This is a genomic window from Pseudomonas cerasi, assembly GCF_900074915.1.
GTDB classification, from domain to species: Bacteria; Pseudomonadota; Gammaproteobacteria; order Pseudomonadales; family Pseudomonadaceae; genus Aquipseudomonas; species Aquipseudomonas cerasi.
In genome coordinates this window covers 24,742-41,322 of record NZ_LT222319.1, presented here as the reverse complement: position 1 = coordinate 41,322, position 16,581 = coordinate 24,742, and the positions used below count along the sequence as shown (strand labels likewise).

Below are 16,581 nucleotides of genomic sequence, written 5' to 3'. Positions count from 1 at the left end.
TACCCCAAAAGGCCTGAACAGGCCTTTTTTTATAATGAGAACTCCATGACTGAGCCACTGCGCATCGTCTTCGCCGGCACCCCGGAATTCGCCGCCGAACACCTCAAGGCCCTGCTCGACAGCCCTCACCAGATCGTCGCCGTGTACACCCAGCCCGATCGCCCGGCCGGTCGTGGACAAAAGCTGATGCCCAGCCCGGTCAAGCAACTGGCGCTGCAACATGACGTACCGGTCATGCAGCCGCCAACGCTGCGCGATCCTGACGCGCAGGCCGAACTGGCAGCGCTGCAACCCGATTTGATGGTGGTCGTCGCCTACGGCCTGATCCTGCCGCAAGTGGTGCTGGATATTCCGCGCCTGGGCTGTATCAACAGCCACGCGTCGCTGCTGCCGCGCTGGCGTGGTGCGGCGCCGATTCAGCGCGCGGTACAGGCCGGTGATGCCGAGAGCGGCGTAACGGTGATGCGCATGGAAGCGGGCCTGGACACCGGGCCGATGCTGCTCAAGGCCGTTACCCCGATCACCGCGCAGGACACGGGCGGGACGCTGCATGATCGCCTGGCCGAACTCGGTCCGCCGGCTGTGTTGCAGGCCATTGCCGGTCTGGCGGACGGCTCGCTGGTCGGCGAGGTTCAGGATGACAGCCTGGCCAACTACGCCCACAAGCTGAACAAGGACGAAGCGCGCCTGGACTGGACACGTCCGGCCGATGAGCTTGAGCGCCTGGTCCGCGCCTTCAACCCCTGGCCGATCTGCCACAGCACGCTGAACGAAGAAACCCTGAAAGTCCTGACAGCCGATCTGGCCGAAGGGCAGGGCGCGCCGGGGACGATTCTTGGCGCCAGCAAGGATGGCCTGATCGTCGCGTGCGGTCAGAACGCGCTACGCCTGACCCGTCTGCAATTGCCGGGCGGCAAGCCGCTGAACTTCACGGATCTGTTCAACAGCCGCCGCGAGAAATTTGCCATCGGCACGGTGCTGGGCCAATGAACCCGCGTCTGGCCGCCGCCAAGGCACTGGCTGCCGTGCTCAGCGGCAAGGCCTCGCTGAACAGCTCGTTGCCCACTCAACTGGACAAGGTCGAGGTGCGTGATCGTGGTCTGACTCAGGACCTGGCATTCGGCACCGCGCGCTGGCAGCCGCGCCTGTCGGCTCTGGCGGCCAAACTGCTGCAAAAGCCCTTCAAGGCCGCCGACGCCGACGTTGAAGCCTTGTTGCTGGTCGGTCTTTATCAGCTGTTCTACAGCCGCATTCCGGCCCACGCCGCCATCGGTGAAACCGTGGGCTGCGCCGACAAATTGAAAAAGCCCTGGGCCAAAGGCTTGCTCAACGCCGTGCTGCGCAATGCGCAACGTGACGGCGAGGCGCTGCTGATCGAGCTGGAACACGACCCGGTGGTGCGTACAGCCCACCCGCGCTGGCTGCAGAAAGCCCTGAAAGCCGCCTGGCCGGAACAGTGGGAAGCCATCTGCGCGGCCAACAATGCGCACCCGCCGATGATTTTGCGCGTCAACCGACGCCATCACCGTCGCGATCAATACCTCGAACTGCTCAACACTGCCGGCCTGCAAGCCAGTGCGTGCACATTCAGTCAGGACGGCATCGTGCTCGCCGAGCCGTGCGATGTGCGCTCACTGCCCGGTTTTGCCGAAGGCTGGATCAGCGTGCAGGACGAAGCCGCGCAACTGGCCGCCGACCTGCTGGAGCTGGCCCCCGGGCAACGGGTACTCGATGCCTGCTGCGCGCCGGGCGGCAAGACCTGCCACTTGCTGGAAGTGCAGCCGCAACTAAGCGGCGTGGTAGCGGTGGATCTGGAAGCCAAGCGTCTGGTGCGCGTGCGTGAAAACCTTGATCGCCTGGGCCTGGATGCCGAGCTGATCGCCGCCGATGCACGCGAGACAGCGCAGTGGTGGGACGGCAAACCGTTCCAGCGCATCCTGCTCGATGCACCGTGCTCGGCGACCGGCGTGATTCGTCGTCATCCGGACATCAAACTGACTCGTCAGGCAGACGACATCGTCGCGCTGGCGGCCTTGCAGGGCGAGCTGCTCGATGCGTTGTGGCCTACGCTGCAGGTAGGCGGCATGCTGGTGTACGCGACCTGCTCGACACTGCCGACCGAAAACACCGACGTCATCGAGGCGTTTCTGGCGCGTACCTCCGGGGCCAGAGAGCTGGACATCGCCGGGCAGGCAGGACAGCCGCCCGCGGGTATCAAGCAAGCCCATGGTCGCCAGCTGCTGGCCCAGCAAGGCGGCCACGATGGTTTCTACTACGCCAAACTGATCAAGATCGCGGCGGCGCGGGAGTAAGCGCGTGAAAATCATCATTCTGGGTGCAGGACAGGTAGGCGGTACGCTGGCCGAGCATCTGGCGGGCGAAGCCAATGACATCACCGTGGTCGACACTGACGGCGACCGGTTGCGCGATCTGGGCGACCGCCTGGACATCCGCACCGTGCAGGGCAAAGGCTCCTACCCGACGATGTTGCGTCAGGCCGGCGCGGACGACGCCGACATGCTGGTCGCGGTGACCAGCAGCGACGAAGCCAACATGATCGCCTGTCAGGTGGCCCACACGCTGTTCCACACGCCGACCAAGATCGCGCGCATTCGTGAAGCGGCGTACCTGACACGCGCTGGCCTGTTCGATAAAAACGCGATCCCGGTCGACGTGCTGATCAGTCCGGAGCAGGTCGTCACCAACTACATCAAACGTCTGATCGAATACCCCGGTGCGCTGCAGGTGATCGACTTCGCCGAAGGCAAAGCGCAACTGGTCGCGGTCAAAGCCTATTACGGCGGCGCACTGGTGGGTCAGCCGTTGCGCCAGCTACGAGCGCACATGCCGAATGTCGAAACGCGCATCGCGGCGATCTATCGCCGCGACCGGGCGATACTGCCGCATGGCGACACGGTCATCGAAGCCGATGACGAGGTGTTTTTCATCGCCGCCAAGGCTGATATTCGTGCCGTGATGGGAGAGCTGCGGCGCCTGGACGAGAACTACAAACGTATCGTCATCGCCGGTGGCGGCAACATCGGCGAGCGTCTGGCTGAAGCCATCGAAAGCCGCTATCAGGTGAAGATCATCGAAGTGAGCCCGGCGCGCTGCCGCTATCTGTCGGAGCATCTGGACAGCACGGTGGTGCTGCAGGGCAGCTCATCGGACCGCGACCTGCTGCTGGAAGAAAACATCGGCAACACCGACCTGTTCCTGGCGCTGACCAACGACGATGAAGCCAACATCATGTCGTCGCTGCTGGCCAAGCGTCTGGGCGCGCGCAAGGTGATGACGCTGATCAATAACCCGGCCTACGTCGATCTGGTGCAGGGTGGCGAAATCGACGTTGCGGTCAGCCCGCAGCTGGCAACCATCGGCACGCTGCTGGCCCACGTGCGCCGTGGTGATATCGTCAGCGTGCATTCGCTGCGACGCGGTGCAGCCGAAGCCATCGAGATCGTCGCTCACGGCGACTCGAAATCCAGCAAGGTGGTGGGCCGCGCCATCAAGGACATCAACCTGCCGACCGGTACGGCAATCGGCGCAGTCATCCGCGACGAACAGGTGCTTATCGCCCATGACATCACCGTGATCGAATCCGGTGACCATGTGATCATGTTCCTTGTGGACAAGAAGTGCATCCGCGAGGTTGAGCGGCTGTTTCAGGTCGGCCTGAGCTTTTTCTGAACCGCTCCTGAACAGGGTGTGACCCTGACTGAACCTCTTGCCGACGCGCCCTGTCGGCAACGCTCGTCGACTCGGGCGAATTCTCTCTGAGCCCGTGCATCTCAGACACACGAGCTTCATGCCTGCACGGGCTTTATGAGAGAGAACGCACCCCATGTCCGAATCGGAAAATTCCCCAGCCCCGCTTCAAGGATCACAGACCGACGGCATACCGGCGGGTGGCTGGCCTGCGCTCAGCGCGGTCAACAAGCACCTGTTGCACCAGCATGTGCTGATCAAGGGCAACCGCACGCTGATGTCCATGAACAAGCCTGGCGGCTTCGATTGCCCCAGTTGCTCCTGGCCGGACCCGAAGAAGCCGCACACCTTTGAATACTGCGAGAACGGTGCCAAGGCACTGGCCTGGGAATCGACCAGGAAACGCGTGACGCCCGAGTTCTTCGCCCGGCATACGGTCAGCGAACTGGCGACCTGGAGCGATCACGCGCTGGAAGCAGAAGGCCGTATTACCGAGCCGATGCGCTACGACGCTGCCAGTGACAAATACCTGCCCGTCACCTGGGACGAAGCGTTCGCCGAGATCGGCGCAGAGCTGCGCGGCCTGAGCGATCCGTGGAAGCTGGAGCTGTACACCTCCGGACGCACGTCGAACGAAGCCGCCTTTCTGTATCAGCTGTTCGGTCGGCTGTACGGCATGGCCAACTTCCCAGACTGCTCGAACATGTGCCATGAAACCACCACTGCGGCGCTGCCCGAGTCGATCGGGGTCGGCAAAGGCACCACGACGCTGGAAGATTTCGAGAACGCCGACGCGATTTTTATCATCGGCCAGAACCCCGGGACCAACAGCCCGCGCATGATGTCCGAGCTGCACGCCGCCGCACGCCGGGGCGCAAGCATCATCTCGTTCAACCCGCTGCGGGAAAGGGCGCTGGTACGCTTTGCGGCGCCGCAGGACCCGCGCGACATGCTCAGTCTGCATGGGGTGGAAATCAGCTCGCAGTACCATCAGGTCAGGATCGGCGGCGACATGATCGCCCTGCAAGGCGTTTGCAAGGCCGTGATCGAAGCCGATGACGTGGCGCAGCGTGAAAACCTGCCGCGCGTCCTCGACGTGGCGTTCATTGAAGAGCACACCCATGGCTTCGAGCAGTACGCCGATTATTGCCGACAGTTGCCCTGGGACATCATCGAGCGCCATTCGGGTCTGACGCGTCAGGCCATCGAAGAGGTGGCTGCGGTTTATAAGCGCTCGAAGGGGGTCATCTGCTGCTGGGGGATGGGCATCACTCAGCACAAGCGTGGCGGTGATGCCATGCAGCAGATCATCAACCTGCTGCTGTTGCGCGGCAACATCGGCAAGCTCGGTGCGGGGGCTTGCCCGGTGCGCGGGCATTCCAACGTACAGGGCGACAGGACGATGGGCATCTATGAAAAGGCCGGCGAACCGTTTCTGGCCAGCATGAGCAAGGTGTTCGGTTTTGAGGCGTCCAGAAAAAAAGGCCACGCCGTGGCCGAGACCTGCGAAGCCCTGTTGCGTGGCGAGGTAGAAGCACTCATTTCCATGGGCGGCAATTTCTTCCGTGCCATTCCGGACACCGATGTGATCTGCCCGACCGTCAGCCGCCTGAAAATGACGGTGCTGGTCAACACCAAGCTCAACCGCAGTGCAACGGTACATGGACAGAAGGCCTTTCTGCTGCCATGCGTGGCGCGTTCGGAACGCGACCTGCAGAACGGTGTGGCGCAAACCATTACGGTGGAGGACTCGATGTCGATGGTGCACGGCTCGACCGGCATGCTCGAGCCTGCGTCGAAACATCTGATTTCCGAAATCGCCATCATTGCCGGTATCGCCAAAGCGACGCTTGCGCCCAACCCCAAGGTGGACTGGGACAGCTATGTGGGTGACTACGCCAGGATTCGCGACAAGATCGAAGAAGTACTGCCCGAGCAGTTTTACGATTTCAATCAGCGCATCCTAGAACCCGGAGGTTTTCGATTGCCCAATGCCGCCAGTGAGCGCAAGTGGGACACCGAGTCGGGCAAGGCCAACTTCCTCTTTCCCGAAGGCATCTACGACGAAGACGACACGCCGCCGGGCGCCGAGCATCTGCAGTTGATGACGATCCGCAGCCATGACCAGTTCAACACCACGGTGTATTCCAACGATGACCGTTATCGGGACATCTTTGGCGACCGCATGGTGGTGATGCTCAACCCGCAGGATATCGAACGCCTGGGGCTGAAAGCCGGGGACTACATCGAGTTTCAGACGGCGCTCGACCCGACCACGGCGCGGCGTGCAGCGGGTTTCAAGGTCATACCCTACGACGTGCCGCAGGGTTGCTGCGCAGCGTATTACCCGGAAACCAACGGCCTGCTGCCACTGGCCAACCGGGATAAACATGGCAACACTCCTGCGGCCAAATCCATCCCGGTGAACCTGGTGCGGATGAGTCCGGAGGGCACTCAGGTGGCGCTGGAGCGGCGCGGGTTGATTGCGGCGGCCAGTTGAGGGAAACACTATCGTGCCCATGCTCCAGCGTGGGCACGCCGTTCCGGACGCTCTGCGTCCAGTCCTTTCTATCTAGTACCAGCGCGCTTCGCCTGGCGGGCGTTTCTTGAAGCGTTTCATGGTCCACATGTACTGGCTAGGGTAAGCCCGCACGTATTTCTCGACCACTTTGCTCATCGCTGCTGCCGAGGTTTCGGTGTCGGTGCTGTACATGGCTTCCGGAGCCGCTTCGAGTACCACTTTGTAACCCGAGCCGTCCGGCAGGCGCATGGCGTGCAGGAATACACCGACTGCCTTGCCGCCTGCCAGCATGTTCGGTACGAACTTGCTGGTCAGCGCCTGGGTGCCGCAGAAGGGCACGAAGATGCCCGCTGATTCGGCCGGCTCCGGATCGGCCGGAATACCCACCGAGCCGCCTTTGCGCACTTCCTTGATGACGCTGAGAATGCCTTCCTTGGTCGACGCCGCCACCCGGTTGCCCAACTGCACACGCTGCTTGCGCAAAAGGTCGTCGACCGCCTTCAGCTTCGGTGGACGATAGAAAATGATCGGCTTGCACTGGCTGCAATAGAAGTGATTAAGCACTTCCCAGTTGCCCAGGTGGCTGGTGATGCCAACCACGCCCTTGCCGGACGCCAGCGCGTCCTTGAGCACATCAAGCCCTTCGACTTCACGCACCAGGTTGATCGATTTCTGCGCAGGCCAGATCCACGCACAAGCGCTTTCGGTCAAGGTCTTGCCGATGTCCATGAGGCTGCGGCCAACGAGCTTTTCCAGCTCGGGCTCGCTCAACTCGGGGAAGCACTTGGACAGGTTGATCCGTGCCACTTCGCGCGAACGGTTGGGCAACTTCCACATCAGCCAGCCAATCGCGGTACCTGCCCATTGCACCGCGCGCCACGGCAACAGCGCAAACAATCGCAACGCCCCGACCATTACGGCGCCTTTGAACTTATCCACAGATGACTCCCAGATTCTCGAGGCGGGTAGTGTAACCGTCAGCGGCTCAGGATCGCATACCGATCACAATCCACAGTGTGATCCATGACCATACCGCTGGCCTGCATGTAGGCATAACAGATGGTCGGGCCGACAAAGGTGAAACCGGCCTTTTTAAGTGCCTTGCTCATTGCTTCGGCCTCGGCGGTAATCGCCGGGACTTCGCTGCGATCCTTGAAGTGATTGATCTTCGGTGTACCGCCGACAAACGACCAGAGCAGCGCGACCGGGTCTTCCAGCGCCAGCCAGGCCCGCGCATTGGTGCGCACGGCCTTGAGCTTGAGGCGGTTGCGGATGATGCTCGGATCGAGCATCAGCGTCTCTATTTCGGCATCGCTCAACTGCGCCAGGCGCTCGACGTCAAAGCCGTGCAGCACTTCGCGATAACGCGCCCGCCGCTTGAGAATCGTGATCCACGACAGCCCGGCCTGGAACCCTTCGAGCAAAAGCAACTCGAAGAGCTTCTGCGCATCGCGCAGCGGCACTCCCCACTCCTGATCGTGATAAGCGATGTACAGGGGGTCTTCGTTGCACCAAAAGCAGCGTGTCATAGGGCTCCCAAGGAGTGGACGTGCGGCCGAATCGGGTATACTCCCGCTCTTTGAATCGCAGCCCAGCACAGGTGAAATTTGTGAGCCAGCCTACGCCAGCCGTGCGTACCTTCCAAGACTTGATCCTCGCCCTCCAGCAATACTGGGCAGAACAAGGTTGCGTGGTACTTCAGCCCTACGATATGGAAGTAGGCGCCGGCACGTTCCACACTGCCACGTTTCTGCGCGCCGTAGGCCCGGAAACCTGGAACGCCGCTTACGTACAGCCAAGCCGTCGCCCGACTGACGGCCGCTACGGCGAAAACCCGAACCGCCTGCAGCACTATTACCAGTTTCAGGTGATTCTCAAGCCGAACCCGGACAACTTCCAGGAACTGTACCTGGGCTCGCTCAAGCACATCGGCCTCGATCCGCTGGTGCACGACGTGCGCTTCGTCGAAGACAACTGGGAATCGCCGACGCTGGGCGCCTGGGGTCTGGGCTGGGAGATCTGGCTCAACGGCATGGAAGTCTCGCAGTTCACCTACTTCCAGCAGGTCGGTGGCCTGGAGTGCTACCCGGTCACCGGCGAAATCACGTATGGCCTCGAGCGTCTGGCGATGTACCAGCAGGGCGTGGACTCGGTCTACGATCTGGTCTGGGCTGACGGTCCGTTCGGCAAAGTGACCTACGGCGACGTGTTCCACCAGAACGAGGTGGAACAGTCGACCTACAACTTCGAACACGCCAACGTCGACAAACTGTTCGAGCTGTTCGACTTCTACGAAAGCGAAGCCGCACGCCTGATCGAGCTGGAGCTGCCATTGCCCGGCTACGAAATGGTCCTCAAGGCCTCGCACACCTTCAACCTGCTGGATGCCCGTCGCGCGATTTCCGTGACGGCGCGTCAGCAGTACATCCTGCGCGTACGCACATTGGCCCGTTCGGTGGCTCAGGCCTACCTGCAGGCCCGCGCCCGTCTCGGCTTCCCGATGGCGCCGCCCGATCTACGCGATGAAGTGTTGGCCAAGCTGGAGGCAGCGCAATGAGTGCTCAAGATTTTCTGGTCGAACTGGGCACCGAAGAACTGCCACCCAAGACCCTCGTCTCGCTGGCCGATGCGTTTCTCGCCGGTATTGAAAAAGGCATCACAGGCGCAGGTCTGACCTACAGCGCCAAGCAGGTCTACGCAGCACCGCGTCGCCTGGCCGTGCTGATTACCGCACTGGCCACGCAACAACCGGATCGCAGCGTCAACCTCGACGGCCCGCCGCGTCAGGCAGCGTTCGATGCCGACGGTAACCCGACTCAGGCCGCCCTGGGCTTCGCCAAGAAGTGCGGCGTCGACCTGAGCGAAATCGATCAGAGCGGTCCGAAACTGCGTTACAGCCAGACTATCCTCGGCAAGCCGACCACGTCCCTGTTGCCGACCATCGTCGAAGACTCGCTGAACGACCTGCCGATTGCCAAGCGCATGCGCTGGGGTGCTCGCAAGGAAGAGTTCGTGCGGCCGACCCAGTGGCTGGTGATGCTGTTCGGTGATCAGGTGGTGGACTGCACGATCCTCGCCCAGAGCGCGGGTCGTCATTCGCGCGGTCATCGCTTCCATCATCCGCAAGACGTGCGCATTTCTTCGCCTGCCGGTTACCTCAGCGACCTGCGCGCCGCTCATGTGCTGGCCGACTTCAACGAACGTCGGCAGATCATCAGCAAGCGCGTCGACGAGCTGGCCACCCAACAGGAAGGCACCGCCATCGTGCCGCCAAGCCTGCTGGACGAAGTGGCCGGTCTGGTCGAATGGCCGGTTCCGCTGGTGTGTTCATTCGAAGAGCGCTTCCTGGAAGTCCCTCAGGAGGCCTTGATTACCACCATGCAGGACAACCAGAAATACTTCTGCCTGCTGGATGTCGACGGCAAGCTGCTGCCGCGCTTCATCACCGTGGCCAACATCGAGAGCAAGGACCCGGCACAGATCATCGCCGGTAACGAGAAGGTGGTTCGTCCACGCCTGACCGACGCCGAGTTCTTCTTCAAGCAGGACAAGAAGCAGAAGCTGGAAACCTTCAACGATCGCCTGAAGAACGTCGTGTTCCAGGCGCAGTTGGGCAGCGTGTTCGACAAGGCCGAGCGTGTGTCGAAACTGGCCGCTTACATCGCCCCCCGCATCGGCGGCGACGCCCAGCGTGCTGCGCGGGCCGGTCTGCTGTCCAAGTGCGACCTGTCGAGCGAGATGGTCGGCGAGTTTCCGGAAATGCAGGGCATTGCCGGTTACTACTACGCCAAGGCCGACGGCGAGCCTGAAGATGTCGCACTGGCGCTTAACGAGCAGTACATGCCGCGTGGCGCGGGTGCCGAACTGCCAACCACACTGACCGGTGCTGCGGTGGCAATTGCCGACAAGCTCGACACGCTGGTTGGCATCTTCGGGATCGGCATGCTGCCTACCGGCAGTAAGGACCCCTATGCACTGCGCCGTGCGGCACTGGGCATCCTGCGTATCCTGATCGAGAAGAAGCTCGATCTGAACCTGATCGAAACGGTGAAGTTCGCCGTCACGCAGTTCGGCGCGAAGATCAAGCCAGCCGGTCTGGCGGAACAGGTGCTCGACTTCATCTTCGATCGTCTGCGTGCGCGCTATGAAGACGAAGGCGTCGACGTGGCGGTGTACCTTTCGGTGCGTGCCCTGCAACCGGCTTCGGCGCTGGATTTCGATCAACGCGTCCAGGCAGTCCAAACCTTCCGCAAACTGCCACAGGCCGCAGCACTGGCCGCAGTGAACAAACGTGTATCGAACCTCTTGAGCAAGGCCGAGGGCAGCATTGCCCAGACCGTCGAGCCCAAGTATTTCGACAACGCCAACGAGTTCTCGCTGTACTCGGCCATCCAGCAGGCCGATCACGCGATCCAGCCGATGGCTGCCGAGCGTCAGTACAGCGAATCGCTGGCGCGTCTGGCGATGTTGCGTGAGCCGGTCGATGCGTTCTTCGAAGCCGTGATGGTCAACGCGGAAGACGCCAACGTGCGTGCCAACCGTTATGCCCTGTTGTCGCGTTTGCGCGGCCTGTTCCTCGGCGTCGCCGACATCTCGTTGCTGGGCTGACAAGGAGTCGCTGTGAAACTGCTGATACTTGATCGGGATGGCGTGATCAATCATGACTCCGACGCTTACATAAAGTCGGTGGCGGAGTGGCTGCCCATTCCTGGCTCGATCGAAGCTATCGCAGCGCTGAGCAAGGCTGGCTGGACGGTGGCCGTGGCCACCAACCAGTCCGGCATTGCCCGAGGTTATTATGATCTGGCCACTCTGGATGCCATGCACGTGCGCTTGCGCAAGCTGGTGGCAGAGCAGGGTGGCGAGGTCGGTTTGATCGTCTATTGCCCGCATGGGCCAGACGATGGCTGTACCTGCCGCAAGCCCAGACCCGGGATGCTGCAGGCTATCGCCCGTCATTACACAGTGGACCTCAAAGGTCTCTGGTTCGTGGGCGACAGCAAAGGTGACCTGCAGGCCGCACAAGCCGTCGATTCTCAGCCTGTGCTGGTGATGACCGGCAAAGGCCGCAAGACGATGGAAGGCGGAGTGCCGGCAGGCACGTTGATTTTTGACGATCTGGCGGCAGTTGCCGCAGAACTTATCCACAACAGCGCTCACTGAACAGTCAGCTCTTCAGGTTCAGGACGCTCAAGGAGCGGGCACCTGCCCGTACGGTAAACGTAACTATGTCGATCATGCAGGCAATCAGGACCTTCTTCTTCTACCTGTTGCTGGGCACCAGCTCGCTGTTGTGGTGCACGTTGAGTTTTTTCATTGCGCCTTTTCTGCCGTTCAAAGCCCGCTATCGCTTCATTAACGTCTATTGGTGCCGCTGCGCCATCTGGCTGACCAAGGTGTTCCTGAACATCAAGGTAGAAGTGACTGGCGCCGAAAACGTACCGAAAACCCCCTGCGTGATCATCTCCAACCACCAGAGCACCTGGGAGACGTTCTTTCTGTCGGCGTATTTCGAGCCGATGAGCCAGGTCCTCAAGCGTGAACTGCTGTATGTGCCGTTCTTTGGCTGGGCGATGGCAATGCTGCGCCCGATCGCCATTGACCGCGAAAACCCGAAAGCCGCACTCAGGGAGATTGCCAAGAAGGGCGACGAGTTGCTCAAGGATGGCGTCTGGGTATTGATCTTCCCGGAGGGCACACGCGTGCCTTACGGCCAGGTCGGCAAATTCTCTCGCGGCGGTACTGCACTGGCAGTGAACGCTGATCTGCCTGTGCTGCCGGTCGCGCACAACGCAGGCAAGTACTGGCCTCGCGACGGCTGGGCGAAAAAGCCAGGCACCATTCAAGTGGTGATCGGCGAGCCGATGTACGCAGAGGGCTCAGGCCCACGTGCCATCGCTGCGTTGAATGAGCGCGTTCAGACCTGGAATGAGGATACGCAACGGGCGATGGGCTCGCCTGCTGTACCTGTTGCAACTCCCGAAAAAGTCCCGGCGTGATTTTGTGGATAACCTGTGTACGGTTTTTTTGAAACCGCGCAAAAAGACGATCTAACCTGCTAATTCATATACATATTTTTTCAGGCTATAAAAACTGGAAAAACGTGCATAAGTTTTGATGATGTATCAGAAACCGACCTTTAATAGGTCGGTTTTTTTATGCGCAACGCGTTGGTGAAGCCTCAAGCCGATATTGCCGTGCAGGCACTCCGAAGCGCTGGCGGAAGACTCTGCTGAAGTAAGCGACATCACTGAATCCCCAACGCCAGGCGATCTCACTGATCTGTCGATTGGCGAGTAATGGCTCGCGCAGGTCACTGGCGCAGCGTTGCAACCGAGAGGCCAGCAGGTAACGTCCGAACGAGGTCTGTTCATCCTGAAACAAGCTGCTGATATAGCGCGTACTGACTCCGAACCGGACGCTGACACTGGCCAGAGACAGTTTTGTATCTGCCAGGTTGGCCTGGATATGATCCTTGATGCGCAGCAGCAAGCCACTGCGTCTTGAACCTTGTGCCTGCCCTTCGACCCGTTCGGACAACGCCATTGCCAGCAAGTCCAGCCCTTGTTCGGTTATCCGCGCCTGTTGTGATTCGCCTACCCGGTTCTCGAGTGCAGCCAGGCCGGTAAAAAAGTCGAAGACCAGTCCATTGAGCGGGTCATTGCGAGACAGTGATAACGCAGTCAGATACTCCAGATTACACAGACGCTGCTGCAGGCTGTTGCGCGGGATTTGCACCACAGTCTGTCTGAATGCACTGTCGAAGTGCAGCCGGTAGGGGCGACGAGTGTCGTAGATGGCAAAGTCGCCGACCTCCAATAGCGCTTCGCGCCCCTCTTGAGAAACCTGCGCCCGGCCTTCAAGCGCCAGACTCACCAATACGAACTCGTCGTCACTACGCGAAATACTCGAGGTATCTCGGACGACTGTCTGACTGCAGGCCTGCACCTCTACCAAGGCCAGTCCTGCAATGCTGTGCGAGCGCAAACGACCGTGGAAATTTTGTCGATCCGAGAAGGCACATTCCAGCGGCACGAAGGTACTGCACACCACTTCCTGCCAGAACTCTGCTCGTTCCTGCACAGCAATACTGTTGGTGTCGAAATAAATGCTCATCGCGTCCAACCTGCATTTCGATGCGTCGAAGCCAACCGCCATGCAAGTCTGAAACCATTCCTGTCGGCCTGTCCGTTCCAGTCAAAAAGCCGTTCCTTTTCGTCCTAATACCGTCGCCAGAAAAGCCCATAGCCTGTGGCCATCCAACAGCCACTTGAGTTTTTGACGATGAAAGAGCCCTTGAAAGTCGCCTGCGTACAGGCCGCGCCGGTATTTCTGGATCTGGACGCCACCGTAGACAAGACCATCGCCCTGATGGAGCAGGCGGCAGCCGCCGGAGCCGGTTTGATTGCATTCCCCGAAACGTGGATTCCGGGCTATCCGTGGTTTTTGTGGCTGGACGCACCGGCCTGGAACATGCCACTGGTGCAGCGCTATCACCAGCAGTCTCTGGTACTGGACAGCCCCCAGGCCCGGCGCATCAGCGATGCGGCTCGCCATCTCGGTCTCTATGTGGTGCTGGGTTACAGCGAGCGACACAAAGCGTCGCTGTATATCGGTCAGTGGATCATCGACGATCGCGGTGAAACGGTTGGCGTGCGTCGCAAGCTCAAGGCTACCCATGTAGAACGTACGATGTTCGGCGAAGGCGACGGCGCCTCATTGCGTACGTTTGAAACACCTGTCGGCGTTCTGGGCGCGCTTTGCTGCTGGGAGCACCTGCAACCGCTTTCCAAGTACGCCATGTATGCGCAGAACGAACAGATCCACGTCGCCGCCTGGCCAAGCTTCAGCCTGTACCGCAGTGCCACAAGCGCCTTGGGGCCTGAGGTCAATACTGCGGCTTCGCGGGTTTATGCCGCAGAGGGGCAGTGCTTCGTCCTCGCACCCTGTGCAATCGTTTCCTCCGAAATGATCGAGATGCTCTGCGACAGTGACGCCAAGCGCAGCCTGTTGCAGGCCGGTGGCGGGCACGCACGCATTTTCGGTCCGGACGGAAGTGATCTGGCAACTCCGCTGGGCGAACATGAGGAAGGCCTGCTCTACGCAACACTTGATCCAGCCGCATTGACCTTCGCCAAGGTAGCAGCCGACCCGACTGGACATTACTCACGTCCCGACGTCACTCGTCTGATGTTCAATCCGAATCCCAACCCATGTGTAGTCGATCTACCAGTCCTGCCGATCAGCAGCGAGTGCATCGAGCTGTTTCAGCCTGACATCGCGCTGGAGGTGTGACATGCACTCAGCCATTCCTGAACAACTGCGCAAGCCACGTAAGCTGAACAGCAATCTGCCCGAGGGCTATCAACCACCTTTTCCTGCATGGTCCGCGCGTTTCGATCCGCTGGCAGGGCAGGTGGTGATGGCTTATTTCGGCGTCCAGTCCTTGCATCCGGTAGGTCTGCCAGAACTGGCAGCGATAACCACTCGGTTCGATAGCGACTCAGGACCGCGGTATTGGGACAGCGCACGTTGCGTGGACGCCGATGGTTTCCATACCTGCATAGCCATCGCTTACTGGCTCGACGTGTACGCTTTCAATCAGTGGCGCAACAGCTCGGGTTTCGCGCACTGGTGGCAAGACCCGGCTCGTGAAACCGGGCCACTGGGATGGTTCCTCGAGGTCGTCTGCCCGAGTGCCGAGCGTTTCGAAACATTGTTTTCCGCGCCGGATGTACCTGAAGGCGTTACGCATCTGGCCAGTCACATGAGTGAACCTATTCAGGAACACGCGTACTGGGGCAGTTCCCGCGATCGTATCCCTCTGGCCCAGACCGATGCACTGACAGGCAGCAGCAATCCTTCCAGTGCGAACGCGCTTTGCGTCGGCAGGGTGCGTATGTCGGGGCGCGATAACCTGTGCCTGATTCGATCCGGACAGGACTGGAGCAGCACCACCGGACAGGAACGCGATATGTATCTGAACGACATACAACCCGTGCTAGAGCGCGGCATGTCGTTTCTGCGCGACAAAGGCGCCACTGTTGGCTGCCTGAGCTGTCGCTTCATGCAAGCGCTGGACAGCGATACCGGCGAACCCTTGGAGAAGAGTTTTGGCCTCGCCTGGTTCGATGACCTGAGTAACCTGGAGCGCTGGGCAAAGACTCATCCCACTCATGTGGCGATCTTCGGCGGCTTCATGCAGTACGTACAGACCCTTAACTTTCAGGTCCAGTTGCGCCTCTACCACGAGATCGCAGTGATCCCCAGTGAGGCCCAGTATTTCGAATACCTCAACTGCCATCCCGGCAGTGGCTTGCTCAGCCGCTGATACGCATCATCCTTGAGGAAGCAGATCATGCAACGACTCACCCTGATTACCCGTTCAGCGCTGGCCATCTCTACCTTGCCGTGTTGGTCGACCACCACTCATGCGCTGGAAATCACCGCAGGCGATTATGAGCCGCTACCTGCCGGCATGAACGCTTTGCTGGTTTATGCACAGCATGCCGAAAGCTCGGACTTCTACAGCAACGGTCACAAGGTCTCGGACGATTTTCGGCTCAAGACCGATGTCAGCCTGCTTCGCTATATCCACTCGTTTGCGCTGGGCAACAACGCGGTGATAGAGCCACAGTTCATCCTGCCTTATGGACATCTGAAGGCTGGTGGTGAGGCAAGCGCACTTGGCCAGACTACCGGCACCGGTGATCTGATTCTAGGCGCACCGGTAAAGTGGACCTTGGCCACCGACAATAAGGATGTCTTTTCCGTGGCGCCTTACCTTTATCTGCCTACCGGCAGTTACGAAAACGACGACGCACTCAATCTGGGTGAAAACCGCTGGCGGCTCTTGCTGCAAGCCGCCTATATCCACCATTTCAATGCAAGATGGGCGCTGGACACCGCTGCGGATGTGTCATGGTTCAGCCATAACCATGATTACGGTCCAGGCAGTAATACACTGGAACAGAAGGCCCGTTACGAATACCAGGCTTACCTGAGCTACAACCTTTCGCCGCAAACCCGGTTTGCCGTGGGTGGGGGTTATATCGATGGCGGTGAAAACCGGGTGGGTGGCGTCAGCCAGGATGATCGGCTGAGCACTGCCTATCTGCGTTTGAGTGCTACTCATATGCTGACCCCGACGATTCAGGTCCAGGCCGTACTCGGCAAGGATCTGGAAGTGGAAGAGGGGTTCCGGGAGAAGGCACGTTTGAATCTGCGACTGGCGATACTGTTTTAGAGCACAAACAAAAACCCCGGCTTTCGCCGGGGTTGATGTTTGCTCATACGCTCATGTCGGCGGGCAACATGAATGTCATCCGTCACGCTATAAAAATCAATGACTT

The 16,581-nt window shown here is 60.2% G+C and carries 14 protein-coding genes; 11 read left to right on the top strand and 3 right to left on the bottom strand.

Annotated features, from left to right (window positions below):
• Positions 1-45 precede the first annotated feature (45 nt).
• The 4 genes from fmt (at position 46) to PCPL58_RS02580 (ending at position 6,208) form a co-directional block, all read left to right on the top strand.
• Entirely contained in the window at positions 46-990 is a 945-nt protein-coding gene (gene fmt, locus PCPL58_RS02595; protein ID WP_044309644.1) for a methionyl-tRNA formyltransferase, read from the top strand.
• Positions 987-2,312 (top strand): 16S rRNA (cytosine(967)-C(5))-methyltransferase RsmB, encoded by a 1,326-nt coding sequence (gene rsmB / locus PCPL58_RS02590; RefSeq protein WP_003432726.1) that lies wholly within the window; start codon positions 987-989, stop codon positions 2,310-2,312. Before fmt ends, rsmB begins: the two co-directional genes overlap by 4 nt.
• A 4-nt stretch (positions 2,313-2,316) precedes the next feature.
• Complete coding sequence (gene trkA / locus PCPL58_RS02585) at positions 2,317-3,690, top strand: Trk system potassium transporter TrkA (protein WP_065348747.1); 1,374 nt, start codon at positions 2,317-2,319, stop codon at positions 3,688-3,690.
• A gap of 154 nt (positions 3,691-3,844) precedes the next feature.
• Positions 3,845-6,208: an FdhF/YdeP family oxidoreductase gene (locus PCPL58_RS02580; protein WP_065348746.1), complete on the top strand. Its 2,364-nt coding sequence runs from the start codon at positions 3,845-3,847 to the stop codon at positions 6,206-6,208.
• 72 nt (positions 6,209-6,280) lie between these two features.
• Here PCPL58_RS02580 and PCPL58_RS02575 read toward each other — a convergent pair whose 3' ends face one another.
• Positions 6,281-7,168, bottom strand: coding sequence for a lysophospholipid acyltransferase (locus PCPL58_RS02575; RefSeq protein ID WP_058402478.1), 888 nt, complete (start codon positions 7,166-7,168; stop codon positions 6,281-6,283).
• Positions 7,169-7,206: 38 nt separating this feature from the next.
• Entirely contained in the window at positions 7,207-7,758 is a 552-nt protein-coding gene (locus tag PCPL58_RS02570) for a DNA-3-methyladenine glycosylase I (protein ID WP_003432729.1), read from the bottom strand.
• A gap of 80 nt (positions 7,759-7,838) precedes the next feature.
• Here PCPL58_RS02570 and glyQ point away from each other — a divergent pair, with 80 nt between their 5' ends.
• The 4 genes from glyQ (at position 7,839) to PCPL58_RS02550 (ending at position 12,228) form a co-directional block, all read left to right on the top strand.
• Positions 7,839-8,786: a glycine--tRNA ligase subunit alpha gene (glyQ, locus tag PCPL58_RS02565; protein WP_002551326.1), complete on the top strand. Its 948-nt coding sequence runs from the start codon at positions 7,839-7,841 to the stop codon at positions 8,784-8,786.
• Positions 8,783-10,837 carry a glycine--tRNA ligase subunit beta gene (gene glyS, locus PCPL58_RS02560; RefSeq protein WP_065348745.1) on the top strand — a complete coding sequence of 685 codons (2,055 nt, stop codon included), beginning with the start codon at positions 8,783-8,785 and terminating at the stop codon, positions 10,835-10,837. Before glyQ ends, glyS begins: the two co-directional genes overlap by 4 nt.
• A gap of 12 nt (positions 10,838-10,849) precedes the next feature.
• Entirely contained in the window at positions 10,850-11,392 is a 543-nt protein-coding gene (gene gmhB, locus PCPL58_RS02555; RefSeq protein WP_003367814.1) for a D-glycero-beta-D-manno-heptose 1,7-bisphosphate 7-phosphatase, read from the top strand.
• Between the two features lie 65 nt (positions 11,393-11,457).
• Complete coding sequence (locus tag PCPL58_RS02550; RefSeq protein WP_044309641.1) at positions 11,458-12,228, top strand: lysophospholipid acyltransferase family protein; 771 nt, start codon at positions 11,458-11,460, stop codon at positions 12,226-12,228.
• A gap of 157 nt (positions 12,229-12,385) precedes the next feature.
• Here the strand turns inward: PCPL58_RS02550 and PCPL58_RS02545 are convergent, their stop codons facing one another.
• A complete protein-coding gene (locus PCPL58_RS02545) occupies positions 12,386-13,345 on the bottom strand; it encodes an AraC-like ligand-binding domain-containing protein (RefSeq protein WP_065350984.1) in 960 nt (319 codons plus the stop codon).
• Positions 13,346-13,513: 168 nt separating this feature from the next.
• Here PCPL58_RS02545 and PCPL58_RS02540 point away from each other — a divergent pair, with 168 nt between their 5' ends.
• From PCPL58_RS02540 to PCPL58_RS02530, 3 genes are read left to right on the top strand one after another with little or no spacing between them, the layout of a single operon-like run.
• Positions 13,514-14,524: a nitrilase gene (locus tag PCPL58_RS02540; RefSeq protein ID WP_065348744.1), complete on the top strand. Its 1,011-nt coding sequence runs from the start codon at positions 13,514-13,516 to the stop codon at positions 14,522-14,524.
• 1 nt (position 14,525) lies between these two features.
• Positions 14,526-15,560 carry a phenylacetaldoxime dehydratase family protein gene (locus tag PCPL58_RS02535; RefSeq protein WP_065348743.1) on the top strand — a complete coding sequence of 345 codons (1,035 nt, stop codon included), beginning with the start codon at positions 14,526-14,528 and terminating at the stop codon, positions 15,558-15,560.
• A 27-nt stretch (positions 15,561-15,587) separates the two neighbouring features.
• Positions 15,588-16,475 carry a transporter gene (locus PCPL58_RS02530; RefSeq protein ID WP_065348742.1) on the top strand — a complete coding sequence of 296 codons (888 nt, stop codon included), beginning with the start codon at positions 15,588-15,590 and terminating at the stop codon, positions 16,473-16,475.
• Positions 16,476-16,581: the final 106 nt, after the last annotated feature.